Genomic DNA, 20,900 nt, shown 5'->3' on the forward strand with positions numbered 1-20,900 from the left:
TGCGCATGAGCGAATTCTTCGACGCCTTCGAGATCAGTCCCCTCTCGGTAGTCGGCCCTGACACGGTCGCCCCCGAGCCGTTCCGTGGCATCTACGCGATGCCGATGTTCGTCACCGTGCGCACGCATGACCTGGTCGCCTCAACGGACTTCTGGGTCCGCGGCCTCGGGTTCATCGAGCTGTTCAGCGTGCCAGAGCAGGTCGTGCACCTGCGACGCTGGGCGTTCCAGGACGTGCTGCTGGTTCCCGCCGACGTGAACGCGCCCGCCCCGGAGCAGCCCTCGATGCACGTCGCCTTCTCGGCAGTGCTGAGCCAGCTCGACGGGCTTGTCGAGCGTTGCGATGCGCTCCTGCCGGGCTCGGCGAGCGCCCCCTCGGACACGTCCTGGAGCACACGCGAGGTGACCGTCACCACACCGGAGGGCGTGCAGGTCGTGATGACCGCGGCCCGGGCGATCGACCCGGAGAGTCCAGAGGGCAGGGCCCTCGCCACATCCGGAATCGTCGCTCCGAGCGCCAGGGCGGAGGGCGACAATGGTGCACATGACTGAGCCGAGGGTCGCCGAGCAGACCGTGGGTGAGCTCGCGCACGAGCTCGGCATCACGGTGCGCACGCTGCACCACTGGGACGAGATCGGATTGGCATCGCCGTCGGGGCGCTCGGCCGCGGGCTACCGGCTGTACACCGGCGCTGACGCCGACCGCGTCCGCCGCGTCGTCGCCTACCGCGAGACGGGGCTCGGGCTGGACGCCATTCGCGCGGTGCTGAACGACGAAGGCGCCGAGATCGTCGCCACGCTGCGCGAACAGCGCGCCCAGCTCGCTCAGAGGATCGAGGAGCTGCTGCAGCTCGACGACCGACTGGCCGCGATGGCGGAGGCGCATGAGCGCGGCATTCCGCTGGCACCGGCCGAGCAGCGCGCGATCATCGGCGACGACTGGGATCCGGATGCCGCGCAGTCAGCGCAGGAGCGGTGGGGCGGCACGCTGCAGTGGGCACAGTTCGCCGAACGCGCTGCCACCCGCTCGCGCGCCGAGTGGCAGGAGCTCTCGGCCGCGATGTCGAGGCTGCAGCTCGACCTCGGCAACGCCCTCGCCCGGGGCGTACAGCCCGGCGACGACGAGGCCGACGCGCTGGTCGACCGGCATCGCGAGACGTTCTCGAACTTCTTCCCACTCACTCGCGAGATGCAGGTGTGTCTCGGGCGGATGTTCGAGCAGGATGCGGGGTTCGCGGCGCACTATGACGGCTTCGGCGAAGGCCTGTCGCACTGGTTCCGGCGGATCATCGACGCCTCGGCCCGGAAGCACGGCATCGATCCCGACACCGCGACCTGGCGGTAGCGCTTCACAGGAACGCCGTCCCAGAGCCGAGGGGGAATCCGCGCAGCCCTCAGACGATCCCGATCCGTCTTCCGCGTCATGCCAGAACCTCCGGCATGACCAGGAACCCCGGCTCTCCCGGCCGGATCTCGAGATGCTCGACCGAGAGGAGCCGGGCGCCGGCGGCCGCCGCGAAGCCGGCGCCGAAGTCGGCCATCAGCCGGTGGTGCGCCCAGGTGAACACCGGGCGGGCGACCGGCGACATCACCCGCATCCACGGCTTCGTCGTCTCGACCAGCCACGCGAACCAGATGGTCGCCTCGTCGTCGGATGCTGCGCCCACGGCCGCCCGCCCACGGCCGGCGAGGTCGCCGCGCACGGCGGCGTCCACCGAGCGCATCCGATCGAGCGCCGTGATCTCGATGTCGTACGCCAGGCGATAGCCGAGCGGCGTGCGGATGGTGTGCCGGTGCACCGCGCCGACTTGCACCGAGCCGACCTGTGCGGCACCGGCCGGACCGGCGACGACCTCGACCCGTTCGAGCTCCGGCCACCAGCGCGCCCAGCCGGCGACGTCGCTGAGCACGTTCCACACCCGCTCCGGGTCGCCGACGACGCGGAACGTGCTCACGAAGTGGTAGGTCGCGCTCATGCGGTCAGAACGTACTCCGAGGTGGGGCGCGGCGCGAGCTTCCGGATCAGTACCCGGGGGCCGCGACCTCATCGGGGCTGCGCTGGATGCAGAACTCGTTGCCGTCCACGTCGCTCATCGTGACGTAGCCGCTGCCGTTCTCGCGTCGCCGATCGGCGACGACGGTCGCGCCGAGCTCCTTCAGCCGCTCGACCTCCTCGTCGCGGGTGCTGCCGACCGGGTTGAGGTCGAAGTGGATGCGCGGCGTGAACTCCTTGCCCTCGCCGACCGGCTGGAACACGACGTTGACCGCGACCGGCTCGGTGAGGTACACCGTCACCGGGTCGCCGGGGTTGTTCGGGTTGTCCGGATCCTCCTGCAGCGCGAGCAGCTGCTGCCAGAAGGCGCCCAGCGACTCGTGATCGCGGGCGGTGATGTTGATGGCGCCGATGCGCGAGACCATGGAACTCCTTCGTCAGGGTCCCCGGCCGTGCGGCGCGGAGACACCCGCCCGACGCTACCGGCAGCGCACCTCGCCACGCCAGGGTCCGATCATGGCCGGATTCTCACCGGAGGACTCGGTAGCGGAGGTGGGTCTCGCTCGCGTACGCGGAGGTCTCGAGACGTTCGAGCTCGACGCGCTGTCCCAGGCCCTCGAACAGGGAGATGCCGTTGCCGAGCAGCACCGGGACGACGTCCAGATGGAGCTCATCGACGAGTCCGAGTCGCAGGCACTGACGCGAGATGCTTCCGCCGAGCAGGCTGACCCAGCCGTCACCGGCGGCGCGTGAAGCCAGCCCCACTGCTTCACCGATGTCATCGACGACGAACGTGTACGTGGTTCCGTCGCGGTGGATCGGCTCATGGTGGCTGTGGGTCATGAGGTAGACCGGCACTTTCAGCATGCCGCCGTACGGGAGCTCGCCGTCCACGACGGTCTGGGACCGGTTCGCGCCCCCGACGACTGCTCCGATACGGCTCATGACCCGTTCCACGACCGCATCGTCCTCGGGCGCAGATGGCCTGCCGAACATCCAATCGACCCCGCCGTCCGGATCTGCGAGGTACCCGTCAAGGGTGATGGTGGCGTGGACGATCACTGTGGCCATTGCTGCTCCTTCGTCAGAGGTGAGTCACTCGGCTCACCTCTGCACCGTAACCGTCGATAAAGAGGTAAGTCAAGGCACCCACCTCTATGGGATACTGGTCACATGACCCGCGGCGACTCCGCTTACCATCGCGCGTTGGCCGAGGCGAACCGCCAGTCGGTACTCGCCGCCGGTGCCGCCCTGTTCCTGGAGAACGGCTACGACCGCACCTCGCTCGCGCGCATCGCTCAGGAGGCGGGCGTCTCGAAGGCGACGCTCTTCAAGCAGTTCCCGACCAAGGCGGAACTGTTCGAAGCGACCGTGCTCGCAGCCGGCTCGGCGCCCGACCTGGTTCCCCTCGACGTCCCCGCGGACGACTTCCGCGCCGGACTCGTGATGCTCGGCCGGGCGTACGGCGACCTCCTGATGCGACCCGAGATGACCGCGCTGATGCGGACGGTGATCGCCGAGTCGCCCAGGTTCCCCGAGCTGCGGTCCCGCACGTTCGACTTCGGGACACTGCCGGTGCTCATGGCACTGTCGCGCTACCTCCGCGACGCGCACACGGCGGGAGTCGCGGAGATCGACGACCCCGACACGGCATCCGCACAGTTCCTCGGAATGATCGCGTCAGCGATCTTCTGGCCCCGCCTCGTCCACGGCACGTGGTCGATGACCGACGATGAGCGCGAGCGGGCCATCGAGGAGGCCGCTCGGACCATCGAGGCCCGCTACGCCGCTTCCTGACGAACCGACCGGAAGTCCCCAGACGAAGACAGCATCCGCAGTGCCAGACTGAGCGCATGTCCTACGTCGTCGATTTCGTGAACGTGTCCACCGTCGGTCTGGAGTCCTCGCCCGTCGCCGATGCCCTCGCCGGCCTGCGCGCCAACGAGGCGCGCTACTTCCACAACAAGTACGACGTGGACTTCACCACCGTCCCGGCATCCGAAGGAGCCGAGATCCTCGACCTCGTCACCCGTGTGCTCGCGAAGGAGCGCGGCATCGTCATCGCCTCCCCCGCGCTCGAGGTGGCCGAGCCCGACGTGCCCGGCATCCGCTGGTCCTACGTGTTCTACGAATCTGGACTCGTGATCAACCTGCTCTACGAACTCGCCGAGGGCGGCAAGCGCGCCGTCGGCTTCAAGCTCTCCGATGGGATGGACGTCCCTGACGAGCTGAGCGAGTTCAAGTTCGCCCGTCAGAAGTCCAAGCTGGCCGGCACCATCCGCGGCTCGTACTTCGTGGTCAAGGGGGAGTACTGACCCGGCTCAGTGCGTCGTCGTGATGCCGACCGCGTCGTGCACGATGACGGCCGCGACCCTGGCTCCGGCACCCGCCGCGACCATGAGCTGCTGTGGCCCGGGTGAGGCGATGTCGCCGGCGGCGTACACGCCGGGGCGCGAGGTGCGCCCGGAGCGGTCCACGATCAGGTGCCCCGCCTCGTCCGCATCAGGGGCGAGGCCCTGCAGGTAGCCGAGCTCTGCGTCCCACCGCGGCTGCACGAAGCCGCCGTCGATCGCGTGCTCGGCTCCGCCTTCGAGACGGATGCCGGTGATCCAGCCCTTCTCGCCCTGCAGCTCCATGATCGGAGCGCGCTCGACCGCGATGCCCTGAGCGAGCAGCTCGGCCTCCTCGTCGGGCCCGATCGCGTCGGATCCGTGCGTGAACACCGTGAGCGCGTCGGTCCAGCGGGCGATCAGGCGGGCGCGGGACGCCAGGTCGGCGCTCTCGCCGATCAAGGCCAGCCGTCGGTCGCGCAGGTCCCACGCGTCGCAGGCGACGCAACTGAACAGGCTCACGCCGTAGAAGCCGCGCAGGTTCGGCACATCAGGCAGTGTCTCGCGCAGCCCGGATGCCAGCAGCACGGCGCGTGCCGTCACCGACTCCTCCGGGGAGCGGCGCCCGAGCCTCGCCGCGAATCCGGCATCCGACTCCTCGATGCCGAACACCCGCTGCCGGGTGCGCACCTCGACGTTCGGATACCCCGCGAGCTCCTCGCGGGCGAGCCGGCGCAGCTCGTGCGGCGGCACGCCGTCGCGCGTGAGGAAGCCGTGCGAGACGAGCGTCGCCGCGTTGCGCGGGCGGTCGGCGTCGACCAGCAGCACCCGCATCAGCGCGCGGCCGAGGTTGAGAGCGGCGGAGAGCCCGGCGGGTCCGCCGCCGACGATCAGCACGTCGTACGGCTCAGTCATGGCCGTCACCCTGCGGGGGAAGCGCCGCCACCAGCGGGTGGTCGAACGCGTACGGTCCCACCTTCGCCGCGCCGCCGGGCGACCCGATCTCGTCGAAGAAGGCCACGTTCGCCGTGTAGTAGTCCTGCCACTCGTCGGGGAGGTCGTCCTCGTAGTAGATCGCCTCGACCGGGCAGACCGGCTCGCAGGCACCGCAGTCCACGCACTCGTCCGGGTGGATGTAGAGCGAGCGCTCGCCCTCGTAGATGCAGTCCACCGGGCACTCGTCGATGCACGCCCGGTCCTTCACATCCACGCAGGGCAGCGCGATGACGTAGGTCATCGGACGAACGCCCCGTCGCGCGACACGGCGACCTGCTCCTCGCGGGGCACGACCTTGACCCGCTCACGGGTGTGCTCGTGCGTCTCGCCGAGGTGGCGCTCGTGCTCGTCCAGGGCCAGCCAGCCGTCCCACGTGGTGTACTCGGTGTCGCGCTCGTCGAGCAGGTCGAGGATGTCGCGCCCGGCATCCGTCGCCGCGAGCGCGCCCGCCTCGGCGTCCGCCACGACGTTCGTGATGGTCTCGAGCGCGTCCGACTTGGTGGCGCCGATCAAGCCCACCGGGCCGCGCTTGATCCAGCCGGTCGCGTACAGCCCCGGCTCGCCCTCGACGCGGCCGGCGTCGTTCGGCACCACGCCGCGACGCTCGTCGAAGGGCGCGCCCTCGACCCGCGTGCCGTAGTAGCCGACGGCGCGATAGACCGCCTGCACGTCGTAGTCGCGGAACTCGCCGGTGCCCTCGAGCGTGCCGTCGACGATGCGGGTGCGCTCGAAACGGATGCCCTCCACCCGACCCTCGCCGGTGATCTCCACCGGTCGCTGCCAGAAGTGCAGGTGCAGTCGCCGGCTCGCCTGGCCGATCTCGCGGTCGCGCCAGCCGTTCAGCGTGCGCAGCATGACCTTCAGCTGGTTGCTCGACGCGGATGCCGCGTCCACACCTTCGAAGTCCTCGTCATGCAGCACGATGTCGACGTCGCGCACCTCGCCGAGCTCGCGCAGCTCGATCGGCGTGAACTTGATGTCCGCCGGGCCGCGGCGGCCGAACACGTGCACGTCGGTGATCGCGGAGGACTCCAGTCCCGCGAGCACGTTGTCGGGCACGTCGGTGCTGCGCTGGTCCTCACCGTGTTTGGCGAGCACACGCGCCACGTCGAGCGCGACGTTGCCGTTGCCGATCACGGCCGCGGAGGCGGCGTCCAGCGGCCACGTGCGCGCGACATCCGGATGCCCGTCGAACCAGGCGACGAAGTCGGCTGCGCCGTACGAGCCGGGCAGGTCGACGCCGGGCACGTCCAGCTCGGCGTCGCGGATCGCACCGGTGGCGAGGATGACGGCGTGGTACCGCTCGCGCAGCTCGTCGAGCCCGATGTCCTTGCCCACCTCGACGTTGCCGATGAACCGGATGGTGCGCCGCTCGGCGCCCTCCGCAGTGGCGTCGAGCATCTCGTGCAGCGAGTTGACGATGCCCTTGATGCGCGGGTGGTCGGGCGCGACGCCGTAGCGGATCAGGCCGTAGGGCGCGGGCAGCGATTCGAACAGGTCGATCTCGACGCGGCCGCCGCGCTCGCCGACGGCGTTCGCCAGCAGATTGCCGGCGTAGATGCCGGCCGGCCCCGATCCGACGATCGCGACACGCAGGTTCAGAGGAGAGGTCATGGTGGTTCTTTCGTACTCAGAGTGAGGAGAGGGTGAGCAGCGCGTCGGTCCAGTGCGGGCCCTTCGACAAGCTCAGGGACCCAGCCTCTTGGGTCGCTGAGCCCGTCGAAGCGAGGCGAACGACGTCGCCGACGATCACGACCGCGGGCGAGCGCACCTGCCGCGCCGCGGCCAGGTGCGCGATGGTGCCGAGAGTGCCGATCGTGACGCGCTGACCCTCGCCGTAGCCGTCCTCGACGATGGCGACCGGGCAGTCCCCGCCGCGCTCGCCTGCGGCCAGCATGTGCGCGGAATGACCCAGCGTGTTCACGCCCATCAGCAGGATCACCGTGTGGTCGGCTCCGCCGGGCAGCTGCTCGATCTGGTCGTGCGCGCTGACGACGGTGAAGGATGTCGCGACGCCGCGATGCGTGACCGGGATGCCGGCCGCGGCCGGCACCGAGATCGCGCTGGTGACCCCCGCGACGACCTCGACGGGGATGCCGGCGGCCTCGCAGTGCAGCTGCTCCTCGCGGCCGCGGCCGAGCACGAACGGGTCGCCGCCCTTCAGGCGCACGACGTTCCGTCCGGCCTGAGCCTCCTGCACGAGCAGGGCGTTGATGCCGTCCTGCGGCACCTTGTGGTGCCCGGGCAGCTTGCCGACGTCGACGACGTCGGCGGTGAGTTCCACGCCCTCGGCGGCGAGCTGCTCCAGCACGGCGCGGGCACCGAGCCGGTCGGCGACGATGACGTCGGCCTGCTGCAGTGCGCGCAGGCCGCGAAGGGTGAGCAGGCCGGCGTCGCCGGGACCAGCTCCGACGAGGGTGACGCGTCCGGTCATCTTCCACCTCCCAGGAGAAGGCCCCGGCTGCGCAGCATCCGCCGCTCGATGGGGCCGAAGATCACGAGTTCGATGAGGATTCCGATCGCGAGGATCAGGATGATCGTGCCGAGCACCGCGGCGAGATCGGCGAGTTCACGGGACTGATCGAGCATGGTGCCGAGGCCGAAGCCGATCGATCCTCCGGTGGTGATGATCTCCGCGGCCATCAGCGACCGCCACGAGAACGCCCAGCCCTGCTTGAGCCCGGCGAAGTACCCGGGCAGCGACGCCGGCAGCACCACCTCTGTGGCGAGCTGCCAGCGGCTGGCGCCGAGCACCGTTCCGACTCGACGCAGCTGCGGCGGCACCTGGTCGATACCGGAGAGCAGACCGTTCACGATCGAGGGAATGGCGCCCATCAGGATCACGAAGTACGCGGTGGCATCGGAGAGGCCGAACCAGATGATCGCCGCGGGCACCCAGGCGACCGAGGGGAGCACCTGCAGGCCCGAGATCAGCGGGCCCGCTGCGCGACGGAGCACCGTGACCTCGGCGAGCAGCATGCCGAGCGCCGTGCCGATGACGATCGCGATGAGGAAGCCGATCACGCCGCGCTCGAGACTGGTGGCCACGGCCTCCTGCAGCCGCCCCGACGCCCAGGCGTCGCCGAGCGCGGCCGCGACCTGCACGGGGCTCGGCGCCTTGTCCGGACGCGGGTCCGCGATCATGACGTACAGCTGCCAGACGGCGAGCAGCACCACCAGCAGGATGATCGGGGGCAGCGCCTTCGACAGGACCTCGCGCACGACCGAGGGGCGCTGCACCTCGTCGGACTGCAGGCGGTCCAGGCCGGCGGAGAGCGTGTCCAGCTCGTCCTTCTGCACAGTTTCAGGAGGCATTGCGGGCGATCTCCTTCCGCAGCTCGGCGGTGATCTCGGTGGCCAGTGCCGCCACCTCGGGCGACTCGATGCGGCGCCCGGTGGTGTTGCGGATGCGCCATTCCCCCGCGATCCGGCCGGGCCTGCTGGAGAGCAGGATCACCCGCTGCCCCAGTCGAGCCGCCTCGCGCACGTTGTGCGTGACGAACACGATCGTGCGGCCGGTGGCGCGCCAGACGCGCTCCAGCTCCTCGTGCAGCAGGTCGCGGGTGATCGCGTCCAGTGCGGCGAAGGGCTCGTCCATCAGCAGCACCGACCGGTCCTGCGCCAGGGCGCGGGCGAGCGCCACGCGCTGCCGCATCCCGCCGGAGAGCTCGTGCGGTCGCTTGTCGCCAGCCTCGGAGAGGTTCACGGTGCCGAGCAGTCGTTCGGCCTCCTCTCGCCGCTCGCGACGGGGCACGCCCCGCAGCCGCAGCGCCAGCTCGACGTTCTTGCGGGCGGTGAGCCACGGCATCAGCGCGGACTCCTGGAACATGACCGCGGCGCCGCCGTCGGGCGTCGAGATCTCCCCCGCGGTGGCAGGCTCGAGCCCGGCGACGAGGTTCAGCAGAGTGGACTTGCCGCAGCCGGAGGCGCCGAGCAGGCAGACGAACTCTCCGGGTGCGATGTCCAGCGAGATGTCGTCGAGCACCACCGGGCCCGTGCCGTACCGCTTGGTGACGTGCGAGAGGCGCACCGCGGGGTCGACGGCCGGCCCCGGCTCAGCGACCGGGGTGACGCCGTCGAAACTCGGCGTCAGCCGTCCTCCCGCCGCCGTTGCCCGATCCGTCGATCCCGCGAGCGCGCTCATCAGTCCTCTCCGAGTCCCGCTGCCGAGACCGGCTCCTGGCCGTCCTTCTTCAACTGCGCGTTGAGCGCCCGCAGGTCGAACAGTCCGTCGATCGAGCCCTTCTTCTGCGTGCCGGCGGCCAGGCCGTTGCTCACGAGCTTCTCGAAGGTCTCGGCGTGCGGGTCGACCGTGAAGGTGACGTTCTGCAGCGCGCGGGCCAGCACCTCGTCGGAGAGACCCTTGCCCGTGGCATCCTCCAGCGCGCCGTTGATCACCTCGGGCGCCTCGCCGGCGTGATCGTCGAGCCATGCGACCGACGCGAGGTGCCCCTCGAGCAGTTCGTCCACGGCATCCGGATGCTCCCTCGCGAAGTCCTTCCGCACCAGCAGCACGGTCGTCGGGAACGCACCGTCCTTCCAGAGGTCCTTCTCGTCGACGAGCACCTTCGCGCCGGCGTCGACCACCAGCCGCGACACCCACGGCTCCGGCAGCCAGGCCCCGTCGACCTCGCCGTCCTGGAAGAGCGTCAGCGTCTGCGCGTTCTCGGTCGGGGTGATGTTCACGTCGCCGCCGCCCGATGTCGAGGTCGTGAAGCCCTCGTCCGCCAGCCAGCTGCGCAGCGCGACATCCTGCGTGTTCCCGAGCTGAGGGGTCGCGAGGGTCTTGCCCTTCAGGTCGGCGACGTCCGAGATCTCGTCGTTCACGACCAGCGCGGCACCGCCCGAAGTGGCGCCGGCGATGATGTTCGCGGACTCCCCTCCGGACTGGATGAAGGTGTTGATGGCCGGGTTCGGGCCGATGTAGGTGGCGTCGATCGCGCCCGCCGAGAGCGCCTCGATCGCGGCCGGGCCCGCGTTGAACACCTCGGTCTTGAGCTTCACGTCGCCCAGGGCGCCCTGGAACAGCCCCTCCGAGACGCCGACCAGCGCGGGCGCGTGGGTCACGTTGGCGAAGTAGCCGAGGCGCAGCTCGTCGAGGTCGTCCTTCTTCGCGGTGCCCTGATCGGCGGATGCCGAGGCGCAGCCCGCGAGCATCATGGCGGCCAGTCCCAGGGCGGTCAGAGCGGTGGTCTTGCGGATGTTCTTCACGGTTTTCGCCTCCTCGGCATCGGTTCTGCGGGTGGGGTGTCGGGTTCAGGCGACGACGGTCGCGGCGGCCAGTGTCGCCCCGTCGCCCGGGTGGATGAGCACGAGCGAGCCGCCGTGTCGATCGGTCGTGTACGGCTCGAGCGGCAGGTCGGCGGCGAAGCGCAGCCGCACGCGTCCGATCTCGTTCACGGCCAGCACGGATGCCGGTTCGCGGTCCAGCGTCTCCAGGTCGCGGCGGTCGAGCACCTCGGCGATCAGCGCCTGCACGGTCGCGGTGCCGTGCTTGGCGAGCACCTTCGCGCCGGCGATGACCTCGCGCTGGTCCAGCTGGAACAGCTCGACGACAGCCTCGCGGCGCCCTTCCGGCGCGGTGCCCGCGGCGGTGATCACCGCGCCGCGCGCGGCATCCAGTTCGTGGGCGAGCGTCAGGGTGACCGACTGCGGCGCAGCCGCGGCATCCGCTCTCTCGCCGGCGACGAGGATGCCGGTGACCGTCGTGCGGTGTCCGCCGGGGAACACCTCGACCGGATCGCCGACCGCCACCTGGCCCGAGGAGATGCGTCCCGCGAAGCCGCGGAAGTCGCGATAGCGCTCCGGGTCGCTGATCTCGGGCGACAACCCGCCCTGCGGGCGCAGCACCAGCTGCACCGGCAGACGGAGATCGGATGCCGCGGAGTCGGTCTCGTCCGCGCTGGGCAGCGTCTCGAGCAGCTGGATCAGCGTGTCGCCGTTGTACCAGGCGGTGCGCTCGGAGCGCTCCACGATGTTGTCGCCCTCGAGCGCCGAGACCGGCAGCACGTGGATGCCGCGCAGTCCGAGCTGCTCGGCGACACGTTCCGCCTCGAGCTCGATCTCGAGGAAGCGATCCTCGTCGAAGTCGATCAGATCGATCTTGTTCACCGCGATGATCACGTTCGGCACGCGCAGCAGCGACACGACGGCGAGGTGCCGGCGGGTCTGCTCCACGACGCCCTTGCGCGCGTCGACCAGCACGACCACGGCGTCGGCGGTCGCCGCGCCGGTGACCATGTTGCGGGTGTACTGCACGTGGCCGGGGCAGTCGGCGAGGATGAAGCTGCGCCGGTCGGTCGCGAAGTAGCGGTAGGCGACGTCGATCGTGATGCCCTGCTCGCGCTCGGCCCGCAGACCGTCGGTGAGCAGTGCGAAGTCGAAGTCGCCGTGCGCGAAGCCGCGCTTCCTGCTGGTGGCCTGCACCTGCTCGAGCTGGTCGGCGAGGATCGCCTTCGCGTCGTGCAGCAGCCGGCCGACCAGGGTCGACTTGCCGTCGTCGACGGAACCCGCGGTCGCGAACCGGAACAGCGTGGCCGTCTGCGTCGCGGAGCTCGTCGAGGAGTCGTAGACAGTGGTCATCAGAAGTACCCGTCCTTCTTGCGGTCCTCCATGGCGGCCTCGCTGATGCGGTCGTCCGCCCTGGTCGCGCCGCGCTCGGTGATGGTCGAGCGGGCGACCTCTGCGACGACGGACGCCGCATCGGCGGCATCCGATTCCACCGCTCCCGTGCAGCTCATGTCGCCGACCGTGCGGTAGCGCACGACGCGGCGCTCGACCTGCTCGTCGGCCCGCGGCTGCGAGACCTCGCCGACCGCGCGCCACATGCCGTCGCGCCGGAACACCTCGCGCTCGTGCGCGAAGTACAGCGGCGGCAGCGGGATGCCCTCCCGCTCGATGTAGTTCCACACGTCGAGCTCGGTCCAGTTCGAGATCGGGAACGCGCGGACATGCTGACCGGGCAGGTGGCGGCCGTTGTACAGGCTCCACAGCTCGGGACGCTGGTTGCGCGGATCCCACTGCCCGAACTCGTCGCGGAGCGAGATGATGCGCTCCTTGGCGCGGGCCTTGTCCTCGTCGCGGCGCGCACCGCCGAAGACGGCGTCGTGCCGGCCGAGGGCGATCGCGTCCAGCAGCGGCTGCGTCTGCAGCGGGTTGCGGGTGCCGTCGGGGCGCTCGGCGAGGCGTCCGTCGTCGATGTAGTCCTGCACCCGGGCGACCTCGAGCGTGAGGCCGAGCCGCTGCACGGTCTCGTCGCGGAACGCGATCACCTCGGGGAAGTTGTGCCCGGTGTCCACGTGCAGCACGGGGAACGGCACCCTGCCGGGCGCGAAGGCCTTGGTGGCCAGGTGCAGCACGAGCACGGAGTCCTTGCCGCCGGAGAACAGCAGCACGGGGCGCTCGAACTCGGCGACGACCTCGCGGATGATGTGGATCGCCTCGGCCTCGAGCATGTCGAGGGCGGAGAGGCTGCGGGCGGAAGGCGTTTCGTCTCGCTCCTTCGTCGCTCGCTCAACGACCGGGAAAGTGTCAGTGCTCATACGTGTAGCCCGCATTCTGTCTTCGCCTGCCCGGCCCAGCGGCCGGAGCGGGGATCTTCACCGGGGGCGACCGGCTTCGTGCACGGCTGGCATCCGATCGACGGATACCCGAAGTCGACCAGCAGGTTGACCGGCGCCTTGTGCTCCGCGGCGTAGGCGAGCACGTCGTCGAAGCTCCAGGCCGCGACGGGATTCACCTTGACCAGGCCGTTGCGCTCGTCGAAGGTCACCAGCGGCGTGTTCGTGCGGGTCGGCGCCTCGTCGCGACGCACGCCCGTGAACCACAGCTCGTAGCCGCCGAGGGCCTCCTGCAACGGGGCGACCTTGCGCCGCGCGCAGCACAGGGCGGCATCGCGCTCGAACAGCTTCGCTCCGAACTCGGCGTCCTGCTCGGCGACGGTCTGGTCCGGCGTGACGTCGACGATGCGCACGTCGAGGGCGCGGGCGACCTCGTCGCGCGTGGCGTAGGTCTCGGTGAAGTGGTAGCCGGTGTCGAGGAAGAGCACGTCGACGCCGGGCAGCTGCTCCGCGACGAGGTGCGGCAATGCGGCATCCGCCATCGAGCAGGCGACGGCCGCGGCTTCGGCGCCGAAGTTGCGCGCCACCCAGGCCACGACCTCGGCGGCGGATGCCTCGTGGTCGGTCAGGCTGCCGAGCTCGGCGTTGCCCTGCTCCGCGAGCGCCGCGAGTTCGGCGGGGGTGCGCTTCACCTGCACGCGGGGTGCGAGGCTGACGCTCATTGCAGGGCCTCCTCGTCCGCCCGGTGCGCCCACTGCGCGAAGCTCTCGCCCTCCTCGCGGTCGGCGAGGTAGCGCCGGATGACGCGTTCCGCGTAGTCGGCGATGCCGTCGGCCGGAACCTTCAGGCCTCGGACGGTGCGGCCCAGGCCGGCTTCGTCGCGCCCCACACCGGCGAGGCCGCCGCCGAGGTGCACCTGGTAGCCGGGCACCTGCTCGCCGTCGATCGTGACCAGCTGGCCCTTCAGCCCGATGTCCGCGACCTGGATGCGGGCGCAGGAGTTCGGGCACCCGTTCACGTGCAGGGTGATCGGGCGGCCGATCTCCGGCTCGAGTGCGCCGAGGCGCTCCTCGAGCTGCTCGATCGCCTGGGCGGCGTTGACCTTGGTCTCGACGATCGCGAGCTTGCAGTACTCGATGCCGGTGCAGGCGATCGTTCCGCGGCGGAACAGGCTGGGCCGAGAGGACAGCCCGATCGCGTCCAGACCGGCGACGAGGCCGTCGACCTCGTCCTCCGGCACGTCCAGCACGAGCAGCTTCTGGTGCGGGGTGGTGCGGATGCGACGGGAGCCGTGCACCTCGGCGAGGTCGGCCAGCGCGGTGAGCGTCGTTCCCGACACGCGACCGACGAGCGGGGCGGCGCCGACGTAGAAGCGACCGTCCTTCTGCCGGTGGATGCCGACGTGGTCGCCGATCGTGGTCGGGGTGGGGGCCGCAGGCCCGTCCGGCAGCGGCGAGTCCAGGTACTCGTTCTCGAGGACCTGGCGGAACTTCTCCACGCCCCAGTCGGCGAGCAGGAACTTCAGGCGGGCCTTGTTGCGCAGCCGGCGGTAGCCGTAGTCGCGGAAGATCTGCGTGACGCCGTGCCACACCTCGCCGACCCGCTCGGGGGCCACGAAGGCGCCGAGGCGCTCCCCCAGCCGCGGCACCGCGGCGAGCGCACCGCCCACCCAGATGTCGTAGCCGATCCCGAGCTCGGGGTGCTCGACGGCGACGAAGGCGCAGTCGTTGATCTCGTGCACGACGTCCTGGCTGGGGTGGCCGGTGATCGCGGTCTTGTACTTGCGCGGCAGGTTCGCCAGGCTCGGGTCGCCGATGAAGCGGTCCGCGATCTCGCGGATCTGCGGCGTCGGGTCGATGATCTCGTCGGCGGCGATGCCGGCCACCGGCGAGCCGAGGATGACGCGCGGCACGTCGCCGCAGGCCTCGGTGGTGCTCAGGCCGACGGCCTCGAGGCGGCGCCAGATCTCGGGCACGTCCTCGACCTGCACCCAGTGCAGCTGCACGTTCTGCCGGTCAGTGAGATCGGCGCTGTCCCGGGCGAACTCCGTGGAGATCCCGCCGATCACGCGGAGCTGCTCGGTGGTGAGCTGTCCGCCGTCGATGCGGACCCGCATCATGAAGTACTCGTCCTCGAGCTCGTGCGGCTCGAGCTGCGCGGTGCGACCGCCGTCGATGCCCGGCTTGCGCTGGGTGTACAGCCCCCACCAGCGGAACCGGCCGTGCAGGTCGGTGGGGTCGATCGAGGCGAAGCCGCCCTTGGCGTAGACCTGCTCGATGCGCTCGCGGACGTTCAGCCCGCCGTCGGCGAGCTTGAACTCCTCGTTGGCGTTCAGCGGCTCGTTGCCGTCCACCGCCCACTGTCCGTGCGGCTTGGACGGCGCGCGCGAGGTACGCGTCCGCGCCCCGCGGACGGGTGCTTGCTGCTCAACGGTCATGGTTCGCTCTCCCACGCGATGCGTCGGGAGCATCGCCATGAGAGGAAACGCTAAGGCGCGGAATGGCGCAGGGAAACTGACGAATGACTTATGGCGTCAAGGCCCGTCATGCCCCGTCATGCTTCGAAAGAAAAGCGATTCAGAAGCGGAGTCGTGTTATTCGTGCGCGCGTTCAAGATGTGCGGCGGCGGCGCTGAAACGCTCAAGCACGAGCTCGACGAGCTCGGCGGGCGGTTCGGAGCCGTCCAGCAGCGGTTTGGAGGTCGGATGCCCGGCGGAGCGCTGCAGGGTCAGGTCGAAGAAGTACCCGTGGGCGAGCAGATAGGTCGACACGACGGCATCCGGATGCTCCGCGAGCAGTGCCCCCAGTTCGGGTTCGCGCGCGGCGAGATAGCCGGTGCGCACGGGGCGCCCGAGACGCTCGGCGAGCTGCTCGGCCATCCCCTCCGCGTCGACCGCGGAGCGGTCGTCGCGCGACCCTGCGACCGCGATCACGACGTCGTCCCCCGCCGGCAGGCGCCGGGCCAGCACCTCGGCGAGGCGCCTGTCGGGTCCGAGAGGGTCGGCGACCACGGCATCCGCTCTCCCCGCGACGATCCCGTGCAGGTCGTGGAACACGTGGAAGCCGCTGGAGAGCAGCAGCGGGACGACCACGACCGGGCCGTCGATCGCGGCCAGCGCCGCGGCGGCATCAGGATCCTGCACGTCGACGAACGCCTCGTGCACGGCGAGGTCCGGCGCGGCCGCGCGCACCGCGGCGACGAGCGCACGCACGTCGGAGGCCCCCTGGGCGTCGGAGGTGCCGTGCGAGACGGCGAGCAGTGCGGGCTGGTCCATTCCCTCAGAATAGGGCGTCAGGTCTGCAGGAAGGCCTCAACGAGGACCAGCCGCATTCTGCGAAACGGCTCGTCGAAGAGCCTCGGTCGTCCCACCCGTTCGCCACTCTCCAGTGACCGCCGGTCAGAAGCTTCCGCGCGATGACTGCCCGTCGGGGAGGTGGAAGCATGGCGAGTACGAGTCGAGGTCGATCGTGGACGGCTCTGCATCTCCGGTGATCAGGTATCCGTTGCTGTCGGGGCCGTCGATGATCACCTGTGGATCGCCGTGCGCGGATTCTTTCCGTCGGGCTGTCCACCCCTCCTGATCGGCGTAGACGCTGTAGATGCCGTCGATGACGTCGGTTACGTCGGCATCCTCGGTCAGGGTGACGACGGTGCGACCCGTCCACGTGTAGTTGCGGTCGCCCTCGCAACTGAGCAGCACGCCCGTTGCATTCTGCTTCACGGATACGACGAGTTCGGCGGGAACATGCTCGCTGATCTCCGACGCCCCGGCCTGTGCGATTGCCTTCGCTTCTTCAACGTTCAAGGTGTCCTCCGGCGACGTTTGAGCGCAGCCCGTCAGTCCGAAAATCATCAGGGTTGCCAGCAACGTGGCGCGAACACGGTGCGCTGTCATCGGATTTCCTTCAGGACACTTTCGAGACCGCGTCGATTTTCGGGTTTGTTGGTGGCGATGAGGTTGTGATTGTCCATGGCTTTGGTCGAGGCGGGGATGGTCGGGGCTGGATTCGCGGTAGGCGTCCCTGTGTACGGACTTGTCCCGGAGTAGAGGGGCAGGTCGAAGTCGCCGTCGCGTTCGTAAACGGTGGAGTCGAATGCGGGGTCGGCGTCGGGGTTGCGGCCGTTCCAGACGAGGCCGAGGTCCTGACCCATGCTGAGGATGTCGGTGTACGAGTAGTGGGCGTACTCCGTTCCGGGATTCGGCCGCCAGATTTCCGGCATCCCGGCACCCGCAAGGGAGACCACGTTGTCGAAGCGTGCCCCGGCGACCTCGGCTGAGGTGATGGCTGCCAGGCCCCAGGAGTGACCGATGCCGTTGAAGTCGGCGTTCGTCGGCCCGGTGGCGGTGTGAAGCTCAGTCTGGAATGCTGCGACCTGCGCGCCCTTGCCGAGCGTGTAATCCTCGTCGTTTGCTTCGCCGATGCGTGTGAGGTCGGCGCCGCCGGTCGTGGGATTCTCGCCCGGGAACGATCCGACCTTCCACACGAACGAGACAATGTTCGGATCTCGGCCGTGCAGCCACTCGCCGACCTGTTGCACGCCGCCGCCGTAGAAGCTCAACGCGCTCGTATAGGTTCCGGGAACGTAGGTGTTGATCTCGGTGGTCTCGGGGGTGATCTCCCCGATCATCTCGATGATGCTGTCCGTCTTGTGGTCGTAGTAGCACAGCCCGAACTTCCCGTCGACGGCATCGGTGAGATAGCTGCGCTCGGCCTTCAACTTGGCCAGCTCGTCATCGGTGAGAGGGCGGTACGGGTCGGGTTGGGCGTCGAGAACCCGGTTGATCTGCCGGATGCGTGCTTTCGCGTTGAGCTTGTTCGCCGCCACCCGCGCCCACGGCGGAAGCCCCGCGAGTCCGCCCAGCAGCAGCGGACCGGCCGCGATCAACGCGCGCTGCTGGTCGCCGGTGAGCGAAGCCCAGATCTGAGCGACCAGGTGCGGGTCGTCCACAGCAGCGAGGGCCTCCGCGGTGACCGATGAAATATCGCCCGCCCAGGCGTCGACCATCGCGGACACTCCCCGCGGGCTGACATGCCAGTCGTCCGAGAGCGTCGCGAACAACTGCACCTGACGCAGCCGAACCTCGGTCGCAGCATCCAGCTCTTGCCGTTCGTGCCGAAGCCGACGGTAGGCGGCACGGGCGGTCGTGAAGTCGTCAATCGCGCCCTGCCACGCATCGGTGTCGATCCACGCCGGCTCAGTCGTCGCTGCGGACGGGATCGACAACCCGACTGTGCGCACCTCGTCCCAATCCAACGACCAACCCAAGAGCGACTCCTGCACCGGCCCGAGCGCTTCCGCACGGCGAGCCCAGATCGCCGCCCACGCGCTCTCGCAGTCATCGCGTACGAGCCTGGCCCGCCGGGTCAGATCCTCCACCTCGTCTGCGTACTCCTCGAGTATCCCGGCGACCTCATCGTCCGCCTCACCCAGCTCGGTGAACTTGCCGTAGAGCGACACGATCCCCGGACGCACGGCATCCACGCTGACCCGCGATCGTGCCCGTCAACGCGTTCGACGCGGCATGCATATCAGCCATGTCGTCACGCGCCGTCCGCGCCCGAACACGAAACAGGGCCGCGATGTCACGGATCGCGTCCACACTTCCTGCCCCGGGGTCCTCACCCAGATCGGGCATCGCCGCGGTCAGGGAACACCACCAAGATCGGCATCCAGCTGCTCAAAGCCTGAGCTGATCGAGGCCAGCCAAGTCGCGAGCGCGGAAGAAGCATGCCCCAACGACGACGAGACATCCGACGACACCCCGTCCACCAACCCCAGCGCCGAATCAACCGCCGCAGAGCCCGTCACCGCGACGCTCACACATGGCGCGATCCCGCCTCGGCCCTGCGGCGCCCGCAAGTGGGTCAGCGCCGACTGCACCGACGCATCGCTCAACAGCACCTGATCAGGCATCCCCCCATGCTACAAGCGCGCGGGAGCACGACATTCAAGGTGCTCACCCCGGGTGCCCTACCGCCACCTCGATCAGCTCGCGGCTGGTCGGCGTCAGGTCGCCGTCCCCGCCGCGCCACAGCGCGGTGATCGGGCGCAGCAGCGGAGCATCCGCCAGCGAGACCTCGACGAGGCGCCCGAGGCGGATGTCGTCGGCGACCGCCAGGCGCGACAGCACCGCGGGCCCGAGGCCCTCCGCGACAGCGGAGCGCACCGCAGCGGTGGTGGACATCACCGCGAGAGGGCCGGCGGGCTCGCGATACAGCCGGGAGCGCACCTCGTCCTCCCAGGCCTGCCGCGTGCCGCTGCCCTGTTCACGCGCCACCAGCGGCGTGCCGGCGAGTTCGTCGAGCAGCACCCGCCCGCGTGCCCAGGGGTGATCCGGGGCCACCACCAGCACCAGCTCATCCCGCCCCACCGTGGAGTGCGAGAGACCGGCCGGGATCACCGGCGACTCGATCAGTCCGAGTTCCGCTCGTCCGGTGCGCACCAGCTGCTCGACCTCGGCGCTGTTCGCGGTGAGCAGGCGCACCGCGGTCGGCACCCGCCCCGCCCGCACCTGCCGGTCACGCAGCGCGACCAGCCACCGTGGCACCATGTGGGCGGCGACGGTCTGGCTGGCGGCGACGACGAGCTCGCGGCGGCGCTCGTCCCGCATCGTCTCCGCGCCGGCCCGGAACCGCTCGGCGGCCGCCAGCACCTCGCCGGCCCAGGACGCCACGGTCTCGCCCTCCGGCGTCGGCACGACGCCCTGCGGCGTGCGCAGGAACAGCTCCATGCCGAGCATCCGCTCGACGCCGCGCAGCCGGGCCGATGCGGACTGCTGCGAGATGCCGCACTCCCGCGCGGCGGCGGAGATCGACCCGAGACGCACGGCGGCGACCAGCAGCTCGAGCGCATCGAGATCGGGGACGTCGCGCATCGCACCTCCTACAGTCTGAGCCTGTACCCCTACCAAGATTAGCTCTCTACCGGGACGAGCCCGTGACAGGAACGCTGGAACCATGCTGTTCTCGCCCCCTCGGACCCTGCCACAGCGACTGACCCGCCGCGGCGCGCAGGTGCTCCCCGGCGTACTCGTCACCGCGGCGATCGCGGCGATCTCGACGGGCATCGGAACCGTCGTCCCCGTGCTCGGCTCCGCCGTCCCTGCGATCGTCATCGGCGTGCTGCTCTCGCTGCTGCGCGGACGGATGCTGCCGGAGCGGGCGGACGCCCGCATCCGCCCCGGCATCGAGTACTCGAGCAAGTTCCTGCTGCAGCTGGCCGTGGTGCTGCTCGGTGTGCAGCTGTCGATCGGCAGCATCGTGCAGGTCGGGCTGGAGTCGCTGCCCATCATGCTGACGACACTGGCCGTGTGCCTCCTCGGCGCGTGGTGGATCGGCAAGGCGATGCGCGTCGAGAGCAGGCTGCGGACCCTGATCGGTGTGGGCACCGGCATCTGCGGAGCATCCGCCATCGCGGCCGTGTCACCGGTGATCGGCGCCGCCAGTGCCGAGATCGCCTACGCCGTGTCGACGATCTTCCTGTTCAACATCCTCGCCGTGGTCCTGTTCCCGCTGCTCGGGCACGCCCTGAACATGGACCCGCACACGTTCGGGCTGCTGGCGGGCACCGCCATCAACGACACCAGCTCGGTGGTCGCCGCGGCGAGCGTCTTCAGCACGGCTGCGCTCGGCTTCGCCGTCGTGGTCAAGCTGGTGCGCACGCTGATGATCATCCCGATCAGCATCGGACTGTCGGTCATCGAGGCGCGGAAGGATGCCGCCGGACAGCGCCTCACCGGACGTCGCATCGCGAAGCTCGTGCCGTGGTTCCTGATCGGCTTCGTGATCGTGGCGGTGGTGAACTCTCTCGGTGTCATCCCCGACGGCCCGCGGGACTTCCTCGTGCAGGCGAGCATCTTCCTGATCGCGATGGCGCTGGCCGGCATCGGGCTGTCCACCGACATCCCGGCGCTGCGACGCGCGGGCTGGCGCCCGCTCGCCCTCGGCGCCATCCTCTGGATGCTGGTGACGCTGACATCGCTGGCGACGATCGCCGTCACCGGCGCGCTCGGGTGGTGAGC

The 20,900-nt window shown here is 69.9% G+C and carries 24 protein-coding genes; 5 read left to right on the forward strand and 19 right to left on the reverse strand.

Going from position 1 to position 20,900, the window contains the following annotated elements:
- The first annotated feature begins 5 nt into the window (after window positions 1-5).
- Complete coding sequence (locus GON06_RS17170; protein ID WP_157313513.1) at window positions 6-551, forward strand: VOC family protein; 546 nt, start codon at window positions 6-8, stop codon at window positions 549-551.
- On the forward strand, window positions 544-1,344 hold the full coding sequence (locus GON06_RS17175) for a MerR family transcriptional regulator (protein WP_157313514.1): 801 nt from the start codon (window positions 544-546) through the stop codon (window positions 1,342-1,344). The genes GON06_RS17170 and GON06_RS17175 overlap by 8 nt, the downstream gene beginning before the upstream one ends.
- 76 nt (window positions 1,345-1,420) lie before the next feature.
- Here the strand turns inward: GON06_RS17175 and GON06_RS17180 are convergent, their stop codons facing one another.
- The 3 genes from GON06_RS17180 to GON06_RS17190 form a co-directional block, all read right to left on the reverse strand.
- The gene (locus GON06_RS17180) at window positions 1,421-1,975 is read right to left on the reverse strand and encodes an SRPBCC family protein (RefSeq protein WP_157313515.1); all 555 of its coding nucleotides are present in this window, start codon (window positions 1,973-1,975) and stop codon (window positions 1,421-1,423) included.
- A 46-nt stretch (window positions 1,976-2,021) separates the two neighbouring features.
- On the reverse strand, window positions 2,022-2,417 hold the full coding sequence (locus GON06_RS17185) for a VOC family protein (protein ID WP_157313516.1): 396 nt from the start codon (window positions 2,415-2,417) through the stop codon (window positions 2,022-2,024).
- A 103-nt stretch (window positions 2,418-2,520) separates the two neighbouring features.
- Window positions 2,521-3,063 carry a dihydrofolate reductase family protein gene (locus tag GON06_RS17190; RefSeq protein ID WP_157313517.1) on the reverse strand — a complete coding sequence of 181 codons (543 nt, stop codon included), beginning with the start codon at window positions 3,061-3,063 and terminating at the stop codon, window positions 2,521-2,523.
- Between the two features lie 102 nt (window positions 3,064-3,165).
- Between GON06_RS17190 and GON06_RS17195 the strand changes: the two genes are divergently transcribed.
- A complete protein-coding gene (locus GON06_RS17195) occupies window positions 3,166-3,789 on the forward strand; it encodes a TetR/AcrR family transcriptional regulator (protein ID WP_157313518.1) in 624 nt (207 codons plus the stop codon).
- Window positions 3,790-3,845: 56 nt separating this feature from the next.
- Window positions 3,846-4,307 carry a phage tail protein gene (locus GON06_RS17200; protein ID WP_157313519.1) on the forward strand — a complete coding sequence of 154 codons (462 nt, stop codon included), beginning with the start codon at window positions 3,846-3,848 and terminating at the stop codon, window positions 4,305-4,307.
- A 6-nt stretch (window positions 4,308-4,313) separates the two neighbouring features.
- Here the strand turns inward: GON06_RS17200 and GON06_RS17205 are convergent, their stop codons facing one another.
- The 16 genes from GON06_RS17205 to GON06_RS17280 all read right to left on the reverse strand — a co-directional run bounded on the left by GON06_RS17205 (window position 4,314) and on the right by GON06_RS17280 (window position 19,754).
- Complete coding sequence (locus tag GON06_RS17205; protein WP_157313520.1) at window positions 4,314-5,237, reverse strand: NAD(P)/FAD-dependent oxidoreductase; 924 nt, start codon at window positions 5,235-5,237, stop codon at window positions 4,314-4,316.
- Window positions 5,230-5,559, reverse strand: a complete 330-nt coding sequence (fdxA, locus tag GON06_RS17210; RefSeq protein ID WP_157313521.1) for a ferredoxin — start codon at window positions 5,557-5,559, stop codon at window positions 5,230-5,232. Before fdxA ends, GON06_RS17205 begins: the two co-directional genes overlap by 8 nt.
- A complete protein-coding gene (locus tag GON06_RS17215; protein WP_157313522.1) occupies window positions 5,556-6,932 on the reverse strand; it encodes an FAD-dependent oxidoreductase in 1,377 nt (458 codons plus the stop codon). The genes fdxA and GON06_RS17215 overlap by 4 nt, the downstream gene beginning before the upstream one ends.
- Window positions 6,933-6,948: 16 nt before the next feature.
- Window positions 6,949-7,752: a uroporphyrinogen-III C-methyltransferase gene (gene cobA, locus GON06_RS17220; RefSeq protein ID WP_157313523.1), complete on the reverse strand. Its 804-nt coding sequence runs from the start codon at window positions 7,750-7,752 to the stop codon at window positions 6,949-6,951.
- On the reverse strand, window positions 7,749-8,633 hold the full coding sequence (locus GON06_RS17225; protein ID WP_157313524.1) for an ABC transporter permease: 885 nt from the start codon (window positions 8,631-8,633) through the stop codon (window positions 7,749-7,751). Before GON06_RS17225 ends, cobA begins: the two co-directional genes overlap by 4 nt.
- Window positions 8,623-9,462, reverse strand: a complete 840-nt coding sequence (locus GON06_RS17230) for an ABC transporter ATP-binding protein (protein ID WP_157313525.1) — start codon at window positions 9,460-9,462, stop codon at window positions 8,623-8,625. Before GON06_RS17230 ends, GON06_RS17225 begins: the two co-directional genes overlap by 11 nt.
- Window positions 9,462-10,529 carry an ABC transporter substrate-binding protein gene (locus tag GON06_RS17235; protein WP_332837672.1) on the reverse strand — a complete coding sequence of 356 codons (1,068 nt, stop codon included), beginning with the start codon at window positions 10,527-10,529 and terminating at the stop codon, window positions 9,462-9,464. Before GON06_RS17235 ends, GON06_RS17230 begins: the two co-directional genes overlap by 1 nt.
- Window positions 10,530-10,574: 45 nt before the next feature.
- Complete coding sequence (locus GON06_RS17240) at window positions 10,575-11,900, reverse strand: sulfate adenylyltransferase subunit 1 (protein WP_157313526.1); 1,326 nt, start codon at window positions 11,898-11,900, stop codon at window positions 10,575-10,577.
- A complete protein-coding gene (gene cysD / locus GON06_RS17245; protein WP_157313527.1) occupies window positions 11,900-12,859 on the reverse strand; it encodes a sulfate adenylyltransferase subunit CysD in 960 nt (319 codons plus the stop codon). The genes GON06_RS17240 and cysD overlap by 1 nt, the downstream gene beginning before the upstream one ends.
- Window positions 12,856-13,599 (reverse strand): phosphoadenylyl-sulfate reductase, encoded by a 744-nt coding sequence (locus tag GON06_RS17250; protein WP_157313528.1) that lies wholly within the window; start codon window positions 13,597-13,599, stop codon window positions 12,856-12,858. Before GON06_RS17250 ends, cysD begins: the two co-directional genes overlap by 4 nt.
- Window positions 13,596-15,314 (reverse strand): nitrite/sulfite reductase, encoded by a 1,719-nt coding sequence (locus GON06_RS17255; RefSeq protein ID WP_157313529.1) that lies wholly within the window; start codon window positions 15,312-15,314, stop codon window positions 13,596-13,598. The genes GON06_RS17250 and GON06_RS17255 overlap by 4 nt, the downstream gene beginning before the upstream one ends.
- A gap of 156 nt (window positions 15,315-15,470) precedes the next feature.
- Window positions 15,471-16,151: a sirohydrochlorin chelatase gene (locus GON06_RS17260; RefSeq protein WP_157313530.1), complete on the reverse strand. Its 681-nt coding sequence runs from the start codon at window positions 16,149-16,151 to the stop codon at window positions 15,471-15,473.
- Window positions 16,152-16,274: 123 nt separating this feature from the next.
- Window positions 16,275-16,772 carry a hypothetical protein gene (locus tag GON06_RS17265; RefSeq protein ID WP_157313531.1) on the reverse strand — a complete coding sequence of 166 codons (498 nt, stop codon included), beginning with the start codon at window positions 16,770-16,772 and terminating at the stop codon, window positions 16,275-16,277.
- Window positions 16,769-18,337 (reverse strand): hypothetical protein, encoded by a 1,569-nt coding sequence (locus tag GON06_RS17270; RefSeq protein WP_157313532.1) that lies wholly within the window; start codon window positions 18,335-18,337, stop codon window positions 16,769-16,771. Before GON06_RS17270 ends, GON06_RS17265 begins: the two co-directional genes overlap by 4 nt.
- 186 nt (window positions 18,338-18,523) lie before the next feature.
- Entirely contained in the window at window positions 18,524-18,793 is a 270-nt protein-coding gene (locus tag GON06_RS17275) for a hypothetical protein (RefSeq protein WP_157313533.1), read from the reverse strand.
- Between the two features lie 43 nt (window positions 18,794-18,836).
- A complete protein-coding gene (locus GON06_RS17280) occupies window positions 18,837-19,754 on the reverse strand; it encodes a LysR family transcriptional regulator (protein WP_157313534.1) in 918 nt (305 codons plus the stop codon).
- 82 nt (window positions 19,755-19,836) lie between these two features.
- On the opposite strand from GON06_RS17280, the gene GON06_RS17285 reads away from it, so the two are divergent.
- Window positions 19,837-20,898: a YeiH family protein gene (locus tag GON06_RS17285; protein WP_157313535.1), complete on the forward strand. Its 1,062-nt coding sequence runs from the start codon at window positions 19,837-19,839 to the stop codon at window positions 20,896-20,898.
- Window positions 20,899-20,900: the final 2 nt, after the last annotated feature.

Origin of the sequence: Microbacterium sp. MAH-37 (genome assembly GCF_009758255.1) — a bacterium.
Classification (GTDB): domain Bacteria; phylum Actinomycetota; class Actinomycetes; order Actinomycetales; family Microbacteriaceae; genus Microbacterium.